21 protein-coding genes and 2 pseudogenes are annotated in these 19,677 nt (G+C 72.7%); 14 read left to right on the forward strand and 9 right to left on the reverse strand.

The annotated features are described in order from the left end of the window. Window positions 1-92 precede the first annotated feature (92 nt). Window positions 93-308, forward strand: coding sequence for a hypothetical protein (locus ACFYYT_RS33170; protein WP_385320272.1), 216 nt, complete (start codon window positions 93-95; stop codon window positions 306-308). Window positions 309-408: 100 nt separating this feature from the next. Here the strand turns inward: ACFYYT_RS33170 and ACFYYT_RS33175 are convergent, their stop codons facing one another. Beyond that, a complete protein-coding gene (locus tag ACFYYT_RS33175) occupies window positions 409-1,203 on the reverse strand; it encodes an alpha/beta fold hydrolase (RefSeq protein ID WP_351821300.1) in 795 nt (264 codons plus the stop codon). 84 nt (window positions 1,204-1,287) lie between these two features. On the opposite strand from ACFYYT_RS33175, the gene ACFYYT_RS33180 reads away from it, so the two are divergent. From ACFYYT_RS33180 to ACFYYT_RS33195, 4 genes are all read left to right on the forward strand, one after another. Beyond that, on the forward strand, window positions 1,288-1,734 hold the full coding sequence (locus tag ACFYYT_RS33180; RefSeq protein ID WP_351821298.1) for a MarR family transcriptional regulator: 447 nt from the start codon (window positions 1,288-1,290) through the stop codon (window positions 1,732-1,734). Between the two features lie 277 nt (window positions 1,735-2,011). After that, window positions 2,012-2,833, forward strand: a complete 822-nt coding sequence (locus tag ACFYYT_RS33185) for an alpha/beta hydrolase (RefSeq protein WP_351821295.1) — start codon at window positions 2,012-2,014, stop codon at window positions 2,831-2,833. A gap of 248 nt (window positions 2,834-3,081) precedes the next feature. Further along, window positions 3,082-5,793 carry an AAA family ATPase gene (locus ACFYYT_RS33190; RefSeq protein WP_351821292.1) on the forward strand — a complete coding sequence of 904 codons (2,712 nt, stop codon included), beginning with the start codon at window positions 3,082-3,084 and terminating at the stop codon, window positions 5,791-5,793. 114 nt (window positions 5,794-5,907) lie between these two features. Then, window positions 5,908-6,912, forward strand: a complete 1,005-nt coding sequence (locus tag ACFYYT_RS33195) for a helix-turn-helix domain-containing protein (RefSeq protein ID WP_351821289.1) — start codon at window positions 5,908-5,910, stop codon at window positions 6,910-6,912. Between the two features lie 32 nt (window positions 6,913-6,944). On the opposite strand, the gene ACFYYT_RS33200 is transcribed toward ACFYYT_RS33195, so the two are convergent. From ACFYYT_RS33200 to ACFYYT_RS33220, 5 genes are all read right to left on the reverse strand, one after another. After that, complete coding sequence (locus ACFYYT_RS33200; RefSeq protein WP_351821286.1) at window positions 6,945-7,454, reverse strand: hypothetical protein; 510 nt, start codon at window positions 7,452-7,454, stop codon at window positions 6,945-6,947. Next, a complete protein-coding gene (locus ACFYYT_RS33205) occupies window positions 7,451-8,404 on the reverse strand; it encodes an alpha/beta hydrolase (protein ID WP_351821283.1) in 954 nt (317 codons plus the stop codon). Before ACFYYT_RS33205 ends, ACFYYT_RS33200 begins: the two co-directional genes overlap by 4 nt. A 178-nt stretch (window positions 8,405-8,582) precedes the next feature. Next, on the reverse strand, window positions 8,583-9,413 hold the full coding sequence (locus ACFYYT_RS33210) for an alpha/beta hydrolase (protein ID WP_351821280.1): 831 nt from the start codon (window positions 9,411-9,413) through the stop codon (window positions 8,583-8,585). 122 nt (window positions 9,414-9,535) lie between these two features. Then, window positions 9,536-10,030, reverse strand: a complete 495-nt coding sequence (locus ACFYYT_RS33215) for a DoxX family protein (RefSeq protein ID WP_351821277.1) — start codon at window positions 10,028-10,030, stop codon at window positions 9,536-9,538. 4 nt (window positions 10,031-10,034) lie between these two features. Next, window positions 10,035-10,697, reverse strand: a complete 663-nt coding sequence (locus tag ACFYYT_RS33220; protein WP_351821274.1) for a hydrolase — start codon at window positions 10,695-10,697, stop codon at window positions 10,035-10,037. A gap of 312 nt (window positions 10,698-11,009) precedes the next feature. On the opposite strand from ACFYYT_RS33220, the gene ACFYYT_RS33225 reads away from it, so the two are divergent. The 3 genes and pseudogenes from ACFYYT_RS33225 to ACFYYT_RS33235 all read left to right on the forward strand — a co-directional run. Beyond that, window positions 11,010-12,197: a low temperature requirement protein A gene (locus tag ACFYYT_RS33225; RefSeq protein ID WP_351821271.1), complete on the forward strand. Its 1,188-nt coding sequence runs from the start codon at window positions 11,010-11,012 to the stop codon at window positions 12,195-12,197. An 80-nt stretch (window positions 12,198-12,277) separates the two neighbouring features. Further along, window positions 12,278-12,582, forward strand: a pseudogene (locus ACFYYT_RS33230) (helix-turn-helix domain-containing protein); the annotation flags it as partial. Continuing rightward, window positions 12,504-12,821, forward strand: a pseudogene (locus ACFYYT_RS33235) (MBL fold metallo-hydrolase); the annotation flags it as partial. The pseudogenes ACFYYT_RS33230 and ACFYYT_RS33235, both read left to right, overlap by 79 nt. A gap of 24 nt (window positions 12,822-12,845) precedes the next feature. On the opposite strand, the gene ACFYYT_RS33240 reads toward ACFYYT_RS33235, so the two are convergent. Further along, window positions 12,846-13,421 (reverse strand): helix-turn-helix domain-containing protein, encoded by a 576-nt coding sequence (locus tag ACFYYT_RS33240; RefSeq protein WP_351821268.1) that lies wholly within the window; start codon window positions 13,419-13,421, stop codon window positions 12,846-12,848. A 293-nt stretch (window positions 13,422-13,714) separates the two neighbouring features. On the opposite strand from ACFYYT_RS33240, the gene ACFYYT_RS33245 reads away from it, so the two are divergent. The 4 genes from ACFYYT_RS33245 (at window position 13,715) to ACFYYT_RS33260 (ending at window position 16,215) form a co-directional block, all read left to right on the forward strand. Beyond that, complete coding sequence (locus ACFYYT_RS33245) at window positions 13,715-14,476, forward strand: SDR family oxidoreductase (RefSeq protein ID WP_351821265.1); 762 nt, start codon at window positions 13,715-13,717, stop codon at window positions 14,474-14,476. Window positions 14,477-14,717: 241 nt separating this feature from the next. After that, window positions 14,718-14,915 (forward strand): hypothetical protein, encoded by a 198-nt coding sequence (locus tag ACFYYT_RS33250; RefSeq protein ID WP_351821370.1) that lies wholly within the window; start codon window positions 14,718-14,720, stop codon window positions 14,913-14,915. Between the two features lie 148 nt (window positions 14,916-15,063). Further along, window positions 15,064-15,933 carry an SDR family oxidoreductase gene (locus ACFYYT_RS33255; protein ID WP_388610325.1) on the forward strand — a complete coding sequence of 290 codons (870 nt, stop codon included), beginning with the start codon at window positions 15,064-15,066 and terminating at the stop codon, window positions 15,931-15,933. 108 nt (window positions 15,934-16,041) lie between these two features. After that, window positions 16,042-16,215: a CsbD family protein gene (locus ACFYYT_RS33260; RefSeq protein ID WP_351821259.1), complete on the forward strand. Its 174-nt coding sequence runs from the start codon at window positions 16,042-16,044 to the stop codon at window positions 16,213-16,215. 80 nt (window positions 16,216-16,295) lie between these two features. On the opposite strand, the gene ACFYYT_RS33265 is transcribed toward ACFYYT_RS33260, so the two are convergent. Next, window positions 16,296-17,438, reverse strand: coding sequence for an SRPBCC family protein (locus ACFYYT_RS33265; RefSeq protein WP_351821256.1), 1,143 nt, complete (start codon window positions 17,436-17,438; stop codon window positions 16,296-16,298). A gap of 3 nt (window positions 17,439-17,441) precedes the next feature. Beyond that, window positions 17,442-18,584, reverse strand: a complete 1,143-nt coding sequence (locus tag ACFYYT_RS33270; RefSeq protein WP_351821253.1) for a histone protein — start codon at window positions 18,582-18,584, stop codon at window positions 17,442-17,444. A gap of 213 nt (window positions 18,585-18,797) precedes the next feature. Between ACFYYT_RS33270 and ACFYYT_RS33275 the strand changes: the two genes are divergently transcribed. Further along, entirely contained in the window at window positions 18,798-19,175 is a 378-nt protein-coding gene (locus ACFYYT_RS33275) for a gas vesicle protein (RefSeq protein WP_351821251.1), read from the forward strand. A 26-nt stretch (window positions 19,176-19,201) separates the two neighbouring features. Further along, entirely contained in the window at window positions 19,202-19,675 is a 474-nt protein-coding gene (gene gvpJ / locus ACFYYT_RS33280) for a gas vesicle protein GvpJ (RefSeq protein ID WP_351821248.1), read from the forward strand. Window positions 19,676-19,677: the final 2 nt, after the last annotated feature.

Below are 19,677 nucleotides of genomic sequence, written 5' to 3' on the forward strand. Positions count from 1 at the left end.
CCCTGGCTTGAGCGGACGGGCCGGTCGCCCTCCGTGACCGGGAGACCTTACCCTCAGCTGCGGGAGGCTCTTACACTCGCCCGGTGGATGCGATGAGATGTACGTACTGCGCCGGTGTCGGGCTGGAGCCGGGTTTCGTCGAGGATGCCGGAGAGGGCTCCCGGGGGTACGCCCGGTGGATTGCCGGCGCGCTGGAACGCGGCCTGTTCGGGGGTGCCAAACGGCTGGGCCGGCCCCGGCGCCGGATAGAGGCGTACCGCTGCCCGCACTGCTCCCACCTCGAACTCTTCGCGACCGAGGCCGTCTGACGACGGCGCTCCGCGGGTGGCCGGGGGATCGCGCCGTACGCGTCCGTACGCGTCCGTACGTGAGTCCGCGAAGTCCGCGCCGCTCGCCCGCCGGGCCGTGTCAGCCCGAGCGGCGTACGTCCCGTGCGGCGTAGGCGTCGATCGCGGCGAGCGTGGCTGCCGGCTGTTCGATCTGGGGCAGGTGCCCGGCCCGGGGGACGACCTCGAAGCGGGCGTCGGCGAAGGCCCGGGCGTACGCGGCGCCGTAGGCCGGAGTGACGATGCGGTCGCTCTCCCCCCACAGCAGCAGGGCGGGCACCCGGACGTCCCGCAGACGGTCCAGAAGCAGCGGGTCGTGCATGTACGGGTCACCGGCGATGGCCCGCATGGTGGTCATGTTGCCCTGGCGGAAGCTGAGCTGATCGGCCGGGACGAGGGCCCGGTCCACCTGGAATCGGTCGGGGTCGTGGTAGGAGTGCTCGGCGACGCCACGGGCGTCCAGGGCGAAGAAGTCGGTGATCGGCTCACCCTCGATCCGCACCCCGACGGCGTCGATCAGGACGAGGCCGCCGATGGTGTCGGCCCCCGTGTCGCGCACGGCCATGTCGGCCGCGATCCAGCCGCCGAGCGAGGAGCCGATCACGAGCACGTCGCGCAGGCCGCGGTCCTGAAGGTGGCGCAGGTAGCCCGCCGCCAGGCCGGCGACACCGCTCGGCCCGTCCGGGCGCGGGGTGCCGTTCCAGCCGGGATGGGTGGGGGTGAGGACGTGCCGGGTTCGCGCGAGGTGCTCGGCGATCCCGGCGACCGTGGCCGGACCGCCGCCGCCGTGCAGGACCAGGGCGGGGCGGCCCTGCCCCGCCTCGGTGAGCAGGGCGGTCAGGCCGTTGTGCAGGGTGACGGTGCGGGTCTCGGTCATGGTGTGCCTCCGGGTCGGTGATGACACGACAGTAACTAAGGATGTTTAGATAAACAACCTTAGTCGCTGGGGTAGGGTGGGTTCATGCCCGGTGAACTGCAGATCCTCGGTAGGGCCGTCAAACAGGCTCAGTACCGACACCACCGAACCCTCGACGCCCGTCTGGCGCTCGTCGGCACGACCCTGGCCCAGTGGGACGCCCTGCGGGCGATCGGCCGTTGGCCCGGGGCCTCGGCCAGGGAGCTCGCCCGGGAGACGTTCCAGAGCGAGCAGGCCTTCGGCACGCTCGCCGGCCGGCTGGTGACCCAGGGCCTGATCGAGCGGCGGCCGGGCCACGGCCGCCGCTTGGAGCACCACCTCACACCCGCGGGCGTGAGCGTCCTCCAGGCCGGACACCGCGTCGCCGACGAGGTACTCGCCGCGTCCTTCGCCGCCCTCAACGAGACCGAACGCGGCACGCTCCTGGGCCTGCTCGAAAGGATCGGCGGCGAACCCCCCGAAGAGGAACCGGGGCCGGGACTGCCGGGCTGAGGGTGTCGTCGGGTATCCGGCGCCCAGGCAGCCAACGCCCCGCTGGGACGCCCGGCTCGATCCGCTCCCGCCCGGCCCAACGGCATTGCTCAGCCGTACGAGTGACTGAATCGGGCCGCGCAATCGGATGACCGGGTCCCCGGCGGCCCGGGCGCGGCAGGGTGGTGGCATGCACCACGGCGGAACCGGGCGGCGGCGCCGGCGCGCTCCGGGTCCGCCGGCCCCCATCGCGACGGGCGGGCACGGCCTGCCGCCCGGTCACCCCAGGAGGACGAGCATGCCCACGATCACCGCCCGGGACGGTGCCGAGATCTTCTTCAAGGACTGGGGGAGCGGCCGTCCGGTCGTCTTCAGTCACGGCTGGCCGCTGAACGCCGACGCCTGGGACAACCAGGCCCACTTGGTCGCCTCGCACGGCTTCCGCGCCATCGCGCACGACCGGCGCGGGCACGGCCGTTCCTCCCAGACCTGGGACGGCAACGACATGGACCGGTACGCCGACGACCTGGCCGAGCTGATGGAGCGGCTCGACCTGACCGATGCCGTCCTGGTGGGCCACTCCACCGGCGGTGGCGAGGTCGCCCGCTACCTCGGCCGGCACGGCACCTCCCGGGTGTCCAAGGCCGTCCTGCTGGGAGCCGTCACCCCGCTGATGCTCAAGACCGCGGCGAACCCGGAGGGCGCGCCGATCGACGTCTTCGACGGCATCAGGGCCGGCGTCGGCGCCGACCGGTCGCAGTTCTACCAGGACCTCAGCGGCCCGTTCTACGGTGCCAACCGCGACGGCGCGAGCGTGTCCGCGGGCCTGCGCGACGCGTTCTGGCTGATGAGCATGCAGGTCGGCCTCAAGGGAGCGCTCGACTGCGTCAAGGCGTTCTCGGAGACCGACTTCACCGAGGACCTCAGGAGCATCGACATCCCCGTCCTGGTCGCCCACGGCGACGACGACCAGATCGTGCCGATCCGGGCCGCCGCCCTGCAGAGCGTCAAGCTCGTCAAGGACGCCCGGCTCAAGGTCTACCCCGGCGCCCCGCACGGCCTGGTCGGCGACTTCGAGAAGGCCTTCAACGCGGACCTGCTGGCGTTCCTCGCCGAGTGACCCGCCCGCCGTCGGGGCCGGCGGCCGAGCCGCCCCCGACGGCGGAGCGCGCCCGGCCCCCCATCGCCCCGCTCCACCCCTGGCGGCGGGGGTGGAAGGGGGGCGGCTTTCCCGAATTCTTCCTGGGCCGTGGTGCGGGCTATGCTCCGGCGAGTGTCGGTTCGTCCCCCTGTTCGAGGTTCGAGGTTCGAGGTTCGAGCGAAGGGGCTGGAGCCTCACTCCACGCACGATGGTTCAGGAGCCCTGTGGTGATCGGTCGTCAACGAGAACGGGCGATCATCGCCGAAGCGCTCTCCCCCCGCACGGCGGCAGCGGCCGTACTGCTGCTCGGCGAGGCCGGGGTGGGCAAGACCCTGCTGCTCGACACCGCCGCCGAAGACGCGGCGCGCGCCGGCACCCGGGTACTGCGGGTCCGGGGCAACGCGGCCGAGGCCGAGCTCGCCTTCGCCGGACTGCACCAACTCCTGCTGCCCCTTCTGGGCAATGACCTCGACAACCTGCCGGTCCGTCAGCGGGCAGCGCTGCTCAGCGCCTTCGGCCTGGGCGAGGACCCCGCGCCGCCCGACCTCATGATGATGAGTCTGGCCGTCCTGACCCTCGCTTCCCAAGTCGCCTCGACCGAACGGCTGTTGCTGGCCGTGGACGACGCCCAGTGGCTCGACCACGGCAGTTGCCAAGTCCTGGGCTTCCTGGCCCGGCGCCTGGCGGGCGAGTCGATCGGGCTGCTCGTCGCCGTCCGTGGCTCCCACCGGCCCGACTGGCTGGACCCCGCCGTCCCGGACGTGACGGTGCCGCCCCTGTCCCCGTCCGAGGCCGAGGAACTGCTCGGCATCCAGCCCGACGCGCCCGTCGGGCCGGCCCGGCGCCACGTGCTGGCCACCGCCGCCGGCAATCCGCTCGCCCTGGTCGAGCTGGCCCGGTCGGCGGCGCACGGCGGCCAACTCCCGCACATGGGGCCCGTACCCGTCACCGACCTCCTGGAACGGACCTTCGCCACCCAGATCGACGCACTCCCCCCGGCCACCCGTCACGCCCTGCTGGTCGCGGCCGCCGCTGAGGGCGCGAGCCTGTCCGACGTGTTCGCCGCGCTCCCGCCCGGCACCGACGCGGAGGTGTGGCGGCCGGCGGAGCGGGCCGGGCTCGTACACCTGCGGGCCGACCGGCTCGACTTCCGCCACCCGCTGATCCGTTCGGCCGTCTACGGTGCGGCCCCCTTCGCCGAGCGGCGCCGCGCGCACCTGGCGCTGGCAGCCGTGCTCGACGCCGACCCCGACCGGCGGAGCTGGCAGCTGTCGGCCGCGACGGTGGTCCCCGACGCCTCGGTCGCCGCCGCCCTGGAGGCCACGGCCGTCCGCGCGTTCGGCCGGGGAGCCCTCGCCGAGGCCCTGGCCGGACTGGAACGCTCCGCGCAGCTCCACCCGGACCTGGCCGAGCGCGCGCGACTCCTGTCGACCGCCGCCTACGCCGCCGTCCTGGTGGGCGACATCGACCGGGCCGAGGCGCTCGCCGGACAGGCCGAGCGTCTCGTCGAGGACCCCGCGGCGATGAGCTGGATCTGCGCCCTGAGCGGCCTGGTCGCGATGCTCATGGGGCGGATGGAACGGGCCTTCGCCCTCGTCGTCCCCGAAGACCTGCCCGCGTCGCGGCAGCTCGCCGCAGACGTGTCCACGATCGCCACCGGCATCGTCTACCACTCGGGCATACCGGCGCAGCGGGAGCGGATCCGGCCGATGCTCGCGGCCCGGGCCACCGCGGACGGCTTCCGGGCCACCCACCCCTTCAACCTGTGGGACCTGGGCGTCACCGACCCCTTCACCCTGGGCGCGACGGTCCGCGCCCACCTGCCCGCGGCTGCCGCCGCCCCCGGCCTCATCCCCACCGAGTCCCACACCCTCGGCGTCCTGTGCATGCTGCTCGACGAGACCGAGACGGCCGTCAGCCTGCTCGGCGGCGTGGTCAACCCCCAGTGGGAGGACGCGGCCGACTTCCACGGCGGGATGACCGCGGCCGACCTGGCCTGGGCCAACCTCGACAGCGGCCGGTGGGCGGACGCACGGCTCGGCGTCGAGCGGCTCGCCGAGCGGTTCCTGGCCGGACACCGCACCCTGGGCTCCGTACGGGCCCTCGCCGCCCTCGCCACCGTGTGCGCGCTGACCGGTGAGCCCGAGACCGCGCTGCGCCACGCGGCGGCCGCCCTGGCCGTCGCCGAACCGGCCTGCGCACTCGCCACCGTGGTCCGGGCCCGCCGGGCCGCCGGGCTGGCCGCGACCGCCCTGGGCGACCACGTCGCCGCCCACCTCCACCTGCGGGACCTCTTCGACGCCTCGGGGGCGCCCGCGCACTACCACCTCTCGTGCTACGCGGTCGCAGACCAGGCGGCCGCCGCCGTCCTCACCGGTCACGCCGAGGAGGCCCGTACGATCCTGGACCAGGTCACCGAGGCCGTCGGGGACGGAGCCTCGCCGCGTTTGCGGCAGATCCTGCTCCGGGCGCGGGCGCTCCTCGCCGAACCGGCCGAAGCCGAAGCGCACTTCCGTGAAGCCGTGACGGAACCGGGCGGCGTGCGCTGGCCGTTCGAGCGCGCGCAGACCTGGCTGGAGTACGGCGAATGGCTCCGCAGGCAGCGCCGGATCGCCGAGGCCCGCGCGGCCCTGACGAAGGCCCGGGAGATCTTCGAGGGGCTGGGCGCACGGCACTGGGCGGAGCGGGCCGAGGCGGAACTCCGGGCGGCCGGCGTCGTCGTGGAGGCGGCCCGGCACAGCGCGCTGCGCGCCCTGACCCCGCAGCGGCAGCGGATCGTACGGCTCGCGGCGCAGGGCCTGACCAACCGGGAGATCGGCGAGCGGTTGTGCCTGTCGCCACGCACCGTCGGCACGCACCTCTACCAGGCTTTCCCGGCCCTCGCCGTGACCTCCCGCAGCCAGTTGCGCGACGTCGTGGAGCGGGAGTCGGGCGGCTGAGCGGACCCGCGGCCGGGCGCCGGCCGACGACGCAAGTCATGTGACGGATGGCGCCGGAGCCTTCTGGGACGACAGTGAGGGGAGGAACGATTCGCCCGTCACTCGGAGTCCCTCATGTCCGTCGTACTGTCGACCTTGCCGCCGTCGCCGCGCGACCGCGCCGGATACTGGCACGATCTGGTGTCCGGCACCTTCATCCCGCTCGACCTCAGATTGCACGAACGCGTGCCGTCGATCGGAACGATCACCAGTCGGCAGCTCGGCCCGCTCCAGATCTCCGAGGTCGAAGCCGGCCCGCAGACCGTGTCGCGCAGCGTACGCCGCATAGCCCAGGGAGGCGGGGAGTTCCTGACCGTCACCCTTCAGCACCGGGGCGCCGCCCGGCTCACCCAGGACGGGCGGCAGGCCCTGGTCCTGCCCGGGACCTTCACCTGCTCGGACGCGGGCCGGCCCTACGAGCGGGAGCAGCCGGAAGCCTTCCGGTTCACCGCGTTCCGAGTGCCGAAGGCCGTGCTCGGCCTCCCGGACGGTGACCTGCGGGCGGTCACCGGCACGCTGCTCAGCGGCAGTACGGGGACTTCCGGGCTGGTGGCCGGACACCTGAACCGGCTGGCCGAGCAGGCGGCCGGCTTCGACCCGCACATCGCCCACCGACTCGCCCTCACCACGGCCGACTTGCTGGCCGTACTGGTCCGGGAACGGCAGGGCCAGCTGGACCCGCGCGCGCCCGAGTCGGCGCGCGGCATGCTGGCCCGGGTCAAGGAGTACATCCTGCGGCACCTGGGCGACCCCGGGCTCTCGCCGGAGCGGATCGCCACCGCGCACCACATCTCGGTGCGCTACCTGCACAAACTGTTCCGGACCGAGGGCGTGACGGTGGGCCGCTGGATCCACCGCGAACGGCTCGACCGCTGCCGGCGGGAACTGTCCCGGGCGACGGGAACCGCGCCGGCCGTCTCGGCGGTGGCCCAGCGGTGGGGCTTCGTGAGCCCCTCCCACTTCAGCCGGGCCTTCCGGCAGGCCTACGGGATGTCCCCCCGGGAGTGGCAGGCCGGAACCCGGATCGATCCGGACGCGGACGCGGCTCCGGCTCCGGGCCCGGACCGGTCCGAGGGCTGACGCGCCGGGGGCGGGCCCGTCGGAGCGGGCCTTCACGGGCGGTCGGTCCGCAGCGCCGCCAGCCGTTGCTCGAACGGCACCACTTCCTCCTCCGCCGCCACGGCCCGCCCGGAGCCCGACATCAGCGCGGCGAGTTCCCCGGCCGCCCGCACCACCCGGTCGGCCAGCGCGTGGCGGGGGCCGTCGCCGCCCGCACCCCAGTCCTCAGGGGCCGCGAAGACGGAGGTCGGCGCCACCACGGCCCGCAGGTGCGCGAAGAGGGGCCGCACCGCGTACTCCTCGTTGAGGCCGGGGACCACCCGGCGGCCGAGCGCGTCGACCACCCGGGTGGCGGGGCCCACGAAGGCGGCCAGCTCGTGGTCGTCGGCCCCGAGGGCCAGGACCCGGCCGTCGCGGACGGCGACGGCGCGGGCCTCGGGCCGGGCGGGGTCCCCGGTGAACACCTTGGCGTTGCGGACCAGGAGATCGGCCGCGGGGCCCTGCGGCTCCGCGGCCGGTCCTATGCCGGCCACCGGCATGCTCGGCTGCTGCCCGGGGCTCATGCCAGGGCCTTGCGCAGGACGTCGACCGCCACGCCGATGGCGAGCCGCGCCGCGTGCGTGTCGCGCAGCGGGTTCAGCATCACGAAGTCGTGGATGGTGCCCAGCGCCCGCAGGGAGACCACCGGCACACCGGCCGTCCGCAGCGCGGCGGCGTACGCCTCGCCCTCGTCGCGCAGGACGTCGGCCTCGGCGGTGACGACCAGGGCGGGCGGGAGCCCGGTGAGCTGCTCGGTGGTCGCGCGCAGCGGGGACGCGGTGATCTGCGCGCGCTCGGCCGCGTCGGTCGTGTACTGGTCCCAGAACCAGCGCATGGCGTCGCGGCGCAGGAAGTAGCCCTCGGCGAACTGCCCGTAGGACTCGGTGTCGAAGGACGCGTCGGTCACCGGGTAGAAGAGCACCTGCGCGGCGAGGCGGACGTCGCCGCGCTCCTTGGCCATCAGGGTGAGGGCGGCGCTCATGTTGCCGCCCACCGAGTCGCCCGCGACGGCGAGACGCGAACCGTCCAGGTCCTTGGCGGCGCCATCGGCGACGATCCACCGCGCGACGGCGTAGTTCTGCTCGATGGCGACGGGGTAGCGGGCCTCGGGGGAGAGGGCGTACTCGGGGAAGACCACGGCCGCCCCGGTGCCGACGGCCAGTTCGCGCACCAGGCGGTCATGGGTGTGGGCGTTGCCGAAGACCCAGCCGGCGCCGTGGATGTAGAGGATCACCGGCAGCGTGCCGGTGGCGCCGCGGGGACGGACGATGCGGGCGCGGACCTCCCCGGTGGGGCCGCCGGCGACCGTCACCCACTCCTCGTCCACGGGCGGGAAGGTGACGCCCTCACCGTTCTGGACGCCGTCGACGGCCGCGCGGCCCTCGGCGACGGGGATCTCGTAGAGGTACGGCGGTTTGGCGGTGGCGTCGGCGAAGGCCTGGGCGGCGGGTTCCAGAACGGGCTTGCTCGGCATGGCGGGGCTTCTTCCGTGGAGGGGTGAAGGGAACGGAGGGGGGAGGAGGGAACGGAGGGGCAGGAGGGAACGGAGGGGCAGGAGGGAGGACGTCGGGTGGTGCGCCGCCGCCCAGGATCGGGCCGGCGGCGGCTCCCGTGCGGGAGAGCGCCGCCGACCCGCCGCAGGAGCAGCTCGCTCAGCCCAGGAAGGCCAGCAGCGCGGTGTTGACCTCGTCGGCGTGCGTCCACAGCAGGCCGTGCGGGCCGCCGGGGACGACCGTGAGCTCGGCTCCGGAGATCCGGCGCGCCAGCGGGACCGCGGTGGAGTCGATGGGCAGGGTGCGGTCGGCGTCGCCGTGGATGATCAGCGTCGGGACGTCGATCCGGCTGACGTCCTCGCGGAAGTCCGTCAGCAGGGCGTGGATGCAGTCGAGGGTGGCCTTGGCGGAGGCACCGACGGCGACGTTCCAACTGGCCTGGACGGCTTGCTCGCTGATCCGCTGTCCGCCCAGTACGTCCACGTTGTAGAAGTCGGCGAGGAAGTCGCTCATGAACGCGAACCGGTCGGCTCGGATGGCCTCTTCGAGGCCCTTGAAGACCTCGCCGTCGACACCGGCCGGATTGTCCTCGGTCTTGAGGAGGAAGGGCGGGACGACGCCGATCATCACGACCTTGGAGATCCGCTCGGATCCGTAGCTGCCCAGGTAGCGGGCCACCTCGCCGGTGCCCATCGAGAAGCCGACCAGGGCGGCGTCCCGCAGGTCGAGGGCGATGAGCAGGTGGTTCAGGTCGGCGGCGAAGGTGTCGTAGTCGTAGCCGTCGGCGGGCTGGTCGGAGCGGCCGAAACCGCGTCGGTCGTAGGTGACGACCCGGTTGCCGGCGGCGAGCAGCGCGGCGGTCTGCCTCTCCCAGGAGGCCCCGTTCAGCGGCCAGCCGTGGATCAGCACGACGGGCCGGCCGGAACCGTGGTCCTCGTAGTAGAGCTCGACGGGGGCGGAGTTGCCTTCGGCGACCTTGACGTAGGGCATGGGTGTGCTCGGCCTTCTCTCGTGGAGGGTGCGGGCCTGCGCCCGCGCGGACTTCAGGTGGGTGAGGGGGTCCGGCCGCCCGCCGAGGGGGTGTGCGCGGGCGGCCGGACCGTACGGGGGCCCTACGGGGCAGCCGGGGCGCGGTGCAGGACGAGCCGGGTGAGGAGGCCGCTGCCGACCCCGGCCGCGACCACCGGGACCGTCCACCACAGCGGGTACGGGGTCAGTCCGAGGGCGCGGTCGAGGGACCAGGCGCCGGGGCCGGCGGCGGCGAGAGCGGCGCAGGCGCCGATCAGCACGAGCGGGTACTCGTAGCCGTCGTCCTGCACCCAGAGGCCGTTGTGCCACTTCACGCTCAGGGCGACGGTCATCACCCCGATCCCCCCGGTCGCGGCGAGCGGCGTCAGGAGTCCGGCGGCGAGCAGCACTCCGGAGCCGATCTGTCCGCCACCCGCCGCGAGGGCGGTCAGCGCCCCGCCGCGGAACCCGTCGGCGGCGAACTCCCTTGCTCCGCCGTCCAGTCCGTGACCGCCGAGGTGCGCGCTGATCTTCTGGACCCCGTGGCCGGCGATGAGCAGGCCCACCAGCAGCCGCAGGATCAGGAGGCCGGTGTCCAAGGGATCAGCCGGCCGCGTGCGCGCCGATGACCGACTGCGCGTACACGACGCCCAGGCCGTACGCGCCGGCGTGCTCCTTGACGATCTCCATGACCGCGCCGTAGGTCTCCTGGCGGGCCCAGTCGCGCTGGAGCTCCAGCAGCACCTGCACCCAGGTCACGGGGACGGCCCCGGCGGCGAGCATCCGCTGGAGGGCGTGCTCGTGGGCGGCGGGGCTCACGCCGCCGGAGGCGTCGGAGACCACGTAGACCTCGTATCCCTGCTCCAGCGCGGAGAGGGCGGGCAGCACCAGACACACCTCGGTCCACAGACCCGCCAAGATGATCTTCCTGCGGCCGGTGGAGCGGACCGCCTCGACCAGGGCGGCGTCCTCCCAGGCGTTCATGCTGGTGCGGTCGATGGGCTTCTGGTCGGGGAACACGGCGGCCAGCTGCGGCAGCAGCGGCCCGGAGAAGGATTCCGCGGCGACCGTGGTGAGCACCGCGGGGACGCCGAAGGCACGGGCGGCCTTCGCGAGGCCCACCGTGCTGTTGATGATCGCGGCGCGGTCGCCGCTGCCCGTGCCGAAGAACATCTGCGGCTGGTGGTCGACGAAGAGCATGACCGCGTTGTCGGGCGTGAGCAGGTCGGTGCTCGGGGCCGCCTGCACCTGGGCTGTGTCGAACATGAAGGGTGTCGTCCTCTCGCGGTAAGGCGGTTGCGGAATCGGAGGCGACCGGCCGCACCATCGCTTCGGCCCGTCGTTCCCCGAACCTAGAACCGCCGGAACAGCCGCAGTTGCCCGTCCGCGCCCCGCCTCTGTCCCCCGCGTGCACCTCCGCCCGGCCCTGCGCCGCAACCGGCCTGACAGCGTGACAGCGTGACGGGGGGCGCTCTCGCGCCAGTTCCCGTGCGCTGTGTGCACACCGGCCCGCGCCCGGCGCCCCTAGCGTCGCCGGGTGGGTCCCTCCCGTGGGGCCGGGAACGAGGAGAGCCAGACATGCGCCCGGACGGACAGCCCCCGGCCCGCCGACGCGGCATGGTGGGGCGCGACCCCGGGGAACCGCACCGGGCGTCCACCCCGCTGGAACTCCTCTTCGACCTGTGCTTCGTCGTCGCGGTCGCCCAGGCTTCCGAGGGCCTGCTGGAGGCGCTGTCCCACGGCACGTACGCGACCGGGTTCCTGAGCTTCGCCCTGGTCTTCTTCACCATCTGGTGGGCCTGGATGAACTTCACCTGGTTCGCCTCCGCCTACGACGTCGACGACGTCCCCTACCGGCTGCTGGTCCTGATCCAGATCACCGGGTCGCTCGTCCTCGCCGCCGGTGTGCCCCGCGCCTTCGACGGCGGCGACCTGCGGGTCGTCACCGTCGGGTACGTCCTGCTCCGGACGGCCCTGGCCGCCTCCTGGGTGCGCGCCGCCCGCTCCGATCCCGCCCGGCGCACGACCGCGCTGCGCTTCGCCACCGGGGTGACCCTCTGCCAGGCCGGCTGGGTCTGCCTGCTCGCCCTGCCGGCGGCGGCACGGCTGCCCGGCATGGCCCTGCTGATCGTCGCCGAGGTGTCCGTCCCGGTGTGGGCGCAGTCCGCCGGGATGACGCCCTGGCATCCGCGCCACATCTCCGAGCGGTACGGACTGTTCACCCTCATCGTCATCGGCGAGTCCGTCGCGGCCACCACCCTCGCCGTCCAGAGCGCCTTCGCCCGCCACCAGGGCACGGCCGCGCTCGGCGCCGTCGCCGCCGGGGGTCTGTGCACGGCCTTCGCCATGTGGTGGCTGTACTTCGACGAACCCGCGCACACGTTGCTCGAAACGACCCACCGGTTCCACCGCCGCAGGTTCACCTGGGCCTACGGCCACTACCTGGTCTTCGCCTCGGCGGCCGCCGAAGGCGCCGGCCTGTCCGCCTACGCCGAGCACGTCACCACCGGGCCGGGCGCCCCGCCGCTCGCGGCCGCGGCCGCGGTCACCGTACCGGCGGCGGTCTTCCTGACCGTCGTCTGGAGCGTGCACCTGCGACCGCACCAGCGGTCCGCCGCCCAGGGCGCCCCCTATCCGGTCGTCGCGGCAGGCATCCTGTTGTCGACGTGGTCTCCCGCTCCCGCCCTCGCCGTCGGCGGGCTGCTGGCCGCACTCGTCGTACTGCTGACGGCGCGCCGGCGACCCGCGAGAGCGCCCGCTGCCTGAACCCGGCAGGCCGCCGACCCCCGGTGCCCCTCCCCGGCAGGGAGAGGCTGCGCGGGGCGGGGCGACCCATACTCGGAGCCATGAACGGGAAACCACAGCTCGGGGAGCTCCTGCGGACGCGGCGCTCCCCACTGCGCCCCGACGAGGCCGGGGTGGCCCCTACGGGGAGCGGCGGCGCGTGCCGGGCCTTCGCCGTGAAGAGCTGGCGCTGCTGGCGGGGGTGAGCGCTTCCTGCTACGCCCGGTTGGAACAGGGGCACTCGCTGAACGCCTCGCCGGAAGTGCTGGAGGCGATCGCCCGGGCCCTGTGGCTGGACGAGGCCGGACGACTCCACCTGCACGACCTGGCCCGGCCGGCCAAGCCCCGCAGCCGGGACCGGCGGCCATGATCCACACCGCCATGCAGACCTGGCTGCTGCGCAGCGAGGGCCGCACCCTCCTCATCGACACCGGCGTCGGCAACGACAAGGCCCGCCCGGCCGTCCCGGCGTGGAACCACCTGCAACTGGACTACCTCGGCAGCCTCGCGCGGGCCGGCGTACGGCCGGAGGACGTGGACCTCGTGGTCAACACCCATCTGCACGTCGACCACGCGGGGTCGGCGACGGGGCTGTCCCGGAAGCGGGGAGCTCTTGGGTCCCGCCTCCTGTCAGCGCCGGTCGGTGCTCAGGCCGTCCAGGGTGAGGTCGAGGAGACGTTCGGCCTGCTCGCGCTGCTCCGGCTTCCCCGAGGTGAGGGCGATGCCGGCGAGGGCGGCGAACATGTCGGTGGCGCCGATGTCGGAGCGGATGGTGCCGGCCTCGACGCCGGCGGCCAGGAGCGAGGTCAGGGCGGCCACCATCATCTCGTGGCTCTGGGCGTAGGGATTGACACCGGAATCGACGAGGGCGCGCAGGGCGTCGGCCATGCCGAGCTTGGCGGTCGCGTAGTCGATGAAGCGGCCAGCCCAGGCGCGCAGGGCCTCGCGGGGGGCCAGCGTGGCCAGCAGGTCGGGGGCCGCGTCGCACAGCCGGACCAGCTCGTTGCGGTAGGCGGCCTCGATGAGGACCTCCCGGGTGGGGAAGTTGCGGTAGAGCGTGCCGGAACCGACGCCGGCCTCCTTGGCGATGCGCTCCATGTGCGCTTCCAGTCCGTCTTCGGCGAAGACCCGTACCGCAGCCGAGAGGATCTTTTCCCGGTTCCGCTGCGCGTCGGCCCGTAGCGGGCGCCCTGTCTCTCCGGCCATCCGCGCTCTCCTGTCGTCCCGGGGTTGCTAACCGGCGACGCCTCCACTTACAGTAAGGGAACTGGAGGCGCCTCCACTTCCACTTTAGGGCATGCGGGCCCGCATACGCCCCCCACGAGCGCATGAATGCCTCCGTCCCCACGTTTCCGACGTAGCGCGGCCACGGCCGCCCGTCCCGGAAACAACGGGCAGGCCCTCGGCCTCAGCCCGCTCCCGGCCTGGGCTTTCACATCTCGCACGACCGCCGCTGCGAACGCAGCACATGGCAATCCACTCACTCACAGGAGCACAAGATGAGTCTTTCGCTCGCAGAAAGGGTCGCCGTCGTCACGGGCGGCGCGTCCGGGGTCGGCCTGGCCATCGCCCAGGAGTTCGTTGCCCACGGCGCCCGCGTGGTCATCACCGACCTGCACCAGGAGGCCCTCGACGAGGCGGTCGCGGCGATCGGGCCGAACTGCTCGGGGATCGTGGCCGACGTCACCAAGCTCGCGGACATGGAGGCGGCCTACCGGCAGGTTCAGGAGCGTTACGGGCGGCTCGACGCGGTCGTGGCCAACGCCGGGATCGGCGCGCACGCCCCGCTCGGCGCCATCACAGAGGAGCAGTTCGACAAGACCTTCAACGTCAATGCCAAAGGCGTCCTCTTCACCGTTCAGCCCGCGCTCGCGCTGCTGCCGCCCGGCGGCACCGTCGTCGTCATCGGCTCCACGGCGTCCATCCAGCCGCCGCGCGGGATGAGCCTGTACGGCGGCTCGAAGGCCGCGGTACGCAACTTCATCCGGGCCTGGATCCAGGACACCAAGGGATCGGGCATCCGAATGAACGTCCTCAGCCCCGGCGCGGTCGACACCGACTCCCTGCGCAGCGCACTGGCGATGGCCCAGGGAGCCGACCACGTCGACGTCGCCGTCAAGACCATGGGGGAGGGAAACCCGACCGGACGGATCGCTGACCCGCGCGAGATGGGGAAGGCCGCGGTCTTCCTCTCCAGCGACGCCTCCAGCTTCATCACCGGCGTCGAACTCTTCGCGGACGGCGGCATGGCGCAGGTGTGAACCACCCGCCCAGCGGTCCGGCCATCCGGCCGGGCCGCCCTGCCCGGCGCATCGCAGCGCTGCGCCAACACCCCCCGAGGACGCCCTGGACTACGCCCGCAGCCGCTACCTGGCCATGTCCGGGATCTGGCCGGACGACAGACACGACGGCGGCTCCCGAGTCACCCACCGACGGCTGCTACGCGGCGGGTATTCCGCAACCCCAACAGCCACGAGCACGGCCTTCCGGAGCCGCCCGAGCATGACCCGGGCGAACTCCACCTCGCCGCCGCCCTGGACTGCCGCGCACCGGCAGATGCTCGCCCAGCCGGCCAAGACCACCCGCGACCAGGGGCTCACCGCCCTGGCAGGCGCCTGCCACCCGCAGCCGCTGCGGCTGATGCGCTGGACCGCAACCATGATCAAGAACCTCAGCCCGCAGTTCCTTACCCGCCGGTGACCGCGAGCCGCGCGCGTCCCACCCCTACGGTTCGGCGCGGCCGCCGGGGGCAGGCGCCGGGTGAACCCGCGAGGCCAGGCGCGGACCTCACGGCCGGGCGCGGTCGTCCCTACCGAGGCTGGGAGACCTGATGGCACTTTCCCCGCGGATGCCTCTGGACGGTCGCGTCGCCGTGGTCACCGGAGCCGCGCGGGGCCTGGGCGCGGCCACCGCCCGCGCCCTCGACGCGCGCGGCGCGCGGGTGGCGCTGCTCGGCCTCGAACCTGAGCGACTGGCCAGGACCGCCGCCACGCTGCAGCACGATGCCGCCTGGTGGGAGGCCGACGTCACCGACGACGCCGGGATGGCGCGGACGGCGGCGCAGGTGGCCGCCCGCATGGGACCCGCCTCGGTAGTGGTGGCCAACGCAGGCATCGCCGAGGGCGGACCCTTCGCGGACTCCGAGCCCGACGCCTGGCGGCGCGTCATCGAGGTCAACCTCATCGGCAGCGCCATCACCGCGCGCTCGTTCCTCCCCGCACTCCTTGCCACCGGCGGCCACTTCCTCCAGATCACCTCGCTCGCGGCCATGGGGACCTCACCGCTGATGAGCGCCTATTGCGCGTCCAAAGCGGGAGCCGAGTCCTTCGCCCACGCCCTGCGCGCGGAACTCGCCCACGAGGGCGTGGGAGTCGCCATCGCCTACATCAACTGGATCGACACCGACATGACGCGCGACGCCGACCAGTACGCGGTCCTGCGCGAGCTACGGGCTCACATGCCCCCGCCGGCCCGGAAGACCTACCCCGCCGAGCAGGTCGCCGCCCGCCTCGTCACCGCCATCGAACACCGGCGAGCATCCGTCTACGTGCCCGGCTGGCTGCGCGCGGTCCAGCCCGTACGGGCCTTCCTGCCCCCGATCGTCACCCGCGTGGCGCGCCGCGAACTGCCGCGCCTCGCCCGGTCGGCGCCCTTCGAAGCCACGGGCATGCTCGGCGCCGGCGGCCAGGCGGACCGGAACGCCCGCCCGCAGCAGTGAGCCCTCACGCACGGGCGGGAATGTCAGATTAGATGTGTATCTGGCATATGCGTGGGTATGCGCCTGGAGTCGTCAAGGACGCTGCTGTGCGGCGCGGAGGTGATGAGGATGGCGACCGGCAAGAAGGTCAAGAACGTGGCCCAGAAGACCAAGGGCAAGGTGAAGGAGACCGCCGGCCGGGCTGTGGGAAACCAGAGCTTGGAGTCGAAGGGCGCTCGTGAGCAGATGGCGGGCGACGCGAAGCAGGCAGGTCAGAAGGTGAAGGACACGCTGAAGCACTGATCAGGGCAGCGTGTGGGGACACGCAGGAAGGGCCGGCACGCGGTGCCGGCCCTTCCTGCGGCTCCTCGCCGTCGTGGCGGTCAGCGCCGCTGGCGCCGCCGTGCCCGCCGTGGCGCTTCCTCTTCGTCCTCGTCGTCGTCCTCCGCGGCCAGTTCCTCCTGCCCGTCGTCGTCCTCGTCCTCCTCGTCCTCCTCGTCCTCCTCGGCTTCGTCGTCGTAGTCGTCGTAGTCGTCGTATCCCTCCTCATCGGAGCCCGGCTCCGCGGCCTCGTCTTCGTCCTGCTCGGGCTGCTCCTCCTCGCCCTCCTCGTCGTACTCGTCGTCGTAGTCGCCTTCTTCCCCGGCGTCTTCTGCGTCCGTGCCCTCGTCCTCGGAGCCCTCTTCGTCCTGGGCCTCCTCCTCTTCGAGGGCCTCCTCGTGGGTGACGACCACCTCGCCGTCACGGATCTCCCCGCGCCAGCCTTCCGCCTCGTCCGTGGTGAGTGAGACGTGCCGCAGGAAGTGCTTGAGGTCCAGGCGCAGCCGCCGGCCCTGGGCCCGCCAGATGTTCCCGGTCTTCTCGAACAGGCCGGAGGGGTAGTACTCGACCACGACGACGATGCGGGTGAGTGTGGGTGTCACCTCGTGGAAGCTGACGCAGCCGCGCGTGGTGCCTTTGGCTCCTTCGGACGTCCAGACGATGCGTTCGTCGGGTACCTGTTCCTGAATGGTGGCCTTGTACCCGCGTGTGGAAGGGCCGACCTTCACCTTCCAGTCGCTGGTGGTGTCGTCGTTGCGGGAGACGCTGCGCACTCCCTTGGCGAAGCCGCTGAAGTCCTCGTACTGGGTCCAGTGGTCATACACCGTGCGCAGGGGCAGGCCGACGTCGATGAACTCGATGATGTTGATGACCTTGCCGCCGCTCTTGCGGCCCTTCTTGCCCTTGCCGAACAGGTTCGAGGCGGCATCGGTCACCTTGTCCTTCACGTTGCCCAGGCCCTGGCCGAGCATGGCCTTGAAGGGGGAGTCGCCCTGCATCATCCGGCCGCCGATGCCGGCGACGTCGGAGAGCTTTCCCTTGCCGTCGGCGACGTCCTGGAGCTGGTCGGTGACATCGCCGAGTTTGTCGGTCGCCTTGTCGGCGAGCTGTCCGGCCTGGGCGCCCAGGAACGAGGTCAGCTCTTCGAGGAGCTGGTCCAGCCCGGACTTCTTTTCCTGTCCTTCGGCGCGCTGTGACTGTGCCATGGCCTACCTCCGCGTGGACGGCCTGCGGCCCGCCGTCTTCTTCGCTGCCGTCTTCTTCGCCGCGGTCTTCTTGGCCGCCGTCTTGCGCGCGGGTGTGCCCGCGGCGGACTTCTTCGCGGGCGCCGCGGTCTTGCGTGCGGGTGTGCGCGCGGACTTCTTGGCCGGGGCCGCCTTTCGTGCCGGGGCCGCCTTCTTCGCGGGGGCCGCCTTTTTGGCCGGGGCCGCCTTCTTCGCGGCGGTCTTCTTGGCGGGCCGCGCGGGGGCGGTCTTGGACGGTGTGCTCCTCCTGGCGGATGCCGGGCGGTCGGCGGCCTTGGACGGCGCGCTCTTCTTCGCGGGCGCGGAGCGGGCGGCGGGCGCCCCCTTTGGGGCGGTCTTCTTCGCCGCCGGCTTCCTGGCGGGCGCGGGCGGTGCGGAGGGGGGACTCTGGCGCCGGGTGGACCTGCGCGGCGCGGACTCGGAAGCGGCGCTGCCGCGTGCGCGGGGGGAAGGCCGACTGCGTTTGCGCGGAGGGGGAGCCTCCTGCGGCTCTTCCTCTTCCTCTTCCTCTTCCTCGGGCTCTTCCTCCTCCTCGGGCTCTTCCTCTTCGGGTTCTTCCTCCTCTTCGGCCTCAGGTTCGTAGGCCTCGTCCTCGTACTCCTCCTCGCCCTCTTCGCCCCCTTCTTCGCCCTCTTCTTCCGGCTCCTCTTCCTCGTCCTCTTCGTTCTCGTCCTGCGGCTTCGCGTAGCCTTCCTCTTCGTCCTCGTCGTCGTAGGTGTCCTCGTAGCCGTTGTCGTCCTCGTAAGGCTCCTCGTCCTCGTCCTCGTCCCTGGCCCTGTCCTTGCCGGACTTCTCGCTGCCTATTTCGAGAGTGCGCTGGTGCAGCGAGCCGGCGAGGTCCGACAGCTTGCGGTTGGCCACCTCACCCAGCGCCTTCTTCCCGGCGTCCAGGGCTTCGCCGCGGAGCTGCTCGCCGATCTCGGCGAACTGCGGCATCTCCTTGAGCTTGGCCAGGCCCTGGGTCATGAGCTGGGTGGGGTCCAGACCGAAGCGCCGTCCGGCGAGGTAGGTCGCCGCGGAGAACGCGAGGCGGCCCTTCTTGGCGCGTCCCAGTACGTAGCCCCCGGCCACGGCGGCCGCGAGCGCGATTTTGGTCGTGTCCTGCATGAGCTGCAATCCCTTCACCCGGGCGCTCGCAGGTTTCATCGCCGCCCGGGACATGTCCGGGGTCCGCGGATGCGCCGGCGCTGTCGCGCCGCGACGCGGGGGAGACCACCCCGCTCAGGAGGTCTTGCACACCACCTACCCCCGTGACGGGAGATATGTCCATATATGATGACATTGTATTCGGCAAGTGGTGTTCCCCCAGTGGAGTGACCTATGGCCGCACAAGAACCGGCACGCCCGCGCCGCTCCCGCCCGCGACCGCCCGAAGAAGCAGAGGACGCAGGGGCGACGGCGCCGCGACGAGCCCCGGCCAAACGGCCCCGGCCCGGTGTTCCGGACGCGGCCGCCGCGATGCGCTCCGCCGCCGGGCAGCTCGCCCAACTCCTGGGCCGCGTACCCGACTCCGTCACCTCCCTCAAACCGACCCAGGACGGCTGGGAAGCGCAGGTGGAGGTGGTGGAGCTGGAACGCATCCCCGACACGACCAGCGTGATGGCCAGCTACAAGGTCGCCCTGGACCCCGACGGGGCGCTGGTCTCCTACGAGCGGACCCGCCGCTACAGCCGGGGCATGATCGACCGGCCGGCCTAGCCGGGCCGTCCGCGAAAGGAGACGCCATGACCATGGTGCCGCAGAGCGGCAGCAGCATGAGCAGAGGCGGAAGCAGCAGTAGCAGCCTCTACGACGTCCTGGAACTCATACTCGACCGCGGCCTGGTCATCGACGTCTTCGCCCGCATCTCACTGGTCGGCATCGAGCTCATCAAAATCGACGTGCGGATCGTCGTGGCCAGCGTCGACACCTACCTGCGCTTCGCCGAAGCCTGCAACCGCCTCGACCTCGAAGCGGGCCGCAAGGCCCCCGCCCAGCTGCCCGAGGTCGTCGGCGGCCTCATGGAAGGCGGCGCGCGCGGCAAATCCAAAGGCGCGCTCAGCGGCGCCGTGGACGCCGTCACCGAATCCCTGACCGGCCGCTCCGCCCACTCGAAGGAGCCCGACGAGGAGGCGCAGGAGGAGGAGGAGGCGCAGGAGGAGGAGGCGCCACGTCGCCGCCGTCCCGCCCGCCGGCCGGTCCGCAGGGAGAAGGAGTGAGC

Source organism: Streptomyces sp. NPDC002032, from assembly GCF_042890765.1.
Lineage (GTDB): Bacteria > Actinomycetota > Actinomycetes > Streptomycetales > Streptomycetaceae > Streptomyces.